This is a genomic window from Bowmanella yangjiangensis, assembly GCF_017255015.1.
GTDB lineage: Bacteria > Pseudomonadota > Gammaproteobacteria > Enterobacterales > Alteromonadaceae > Bowmanella > Bowmanella yangjiangensis.
Window position 1 is genome coordinate 1 of sequence record NZ_JAFKCS010000788.1, and the last position, 335, is coordinate 335.

1 protein-coding gene is annotated in these 335 nt (G+C 62.1%); it reads right to left on the bottom strand.

Going from position 1 to position 335, the window contains the following annotated elements:
• Positions 1 to 272 (bottom strand): hypothetical protein (locus tag J0A65_RS26685; protein ID WP_206597188.1); only part of this gene is annotated, 272 nt, incomplete at its 3' end.
• Between the last annotated feature and the right edge of the window lie 63 nt (positions 273 to 335).

Sequence of the window (335 nt, forward strand, 5' to 3'; positions counted from 1 at the left end):
ACGTCCGCTGGGGTGATCACCAGAATGCGCAACGTCGCATACAGGCAGTGCTCGCCGATCAGGCTCTTGAGCGTCACCATCAACGCTTCGGACTGACCCTGCGCATCGACCACCACCACACCGATCAGCGGACCACCCTGATGATGCTGCAGGTACTCGCCGATCTGGCGGTTCTCGCTGACCGTTGGCAGGCGTTCGGCCAGCCACTGCGCCAGGTCGCTCCTGACCGGTTCGCCGAGGCTGCGCAGCATCTTCTCGCGATCACGCTGCAAGCCGTCACTAGAGGAGCCGACATAACGTCCATAGAGCTCTCGGTAGAGTGCCGGGAAGTTCTT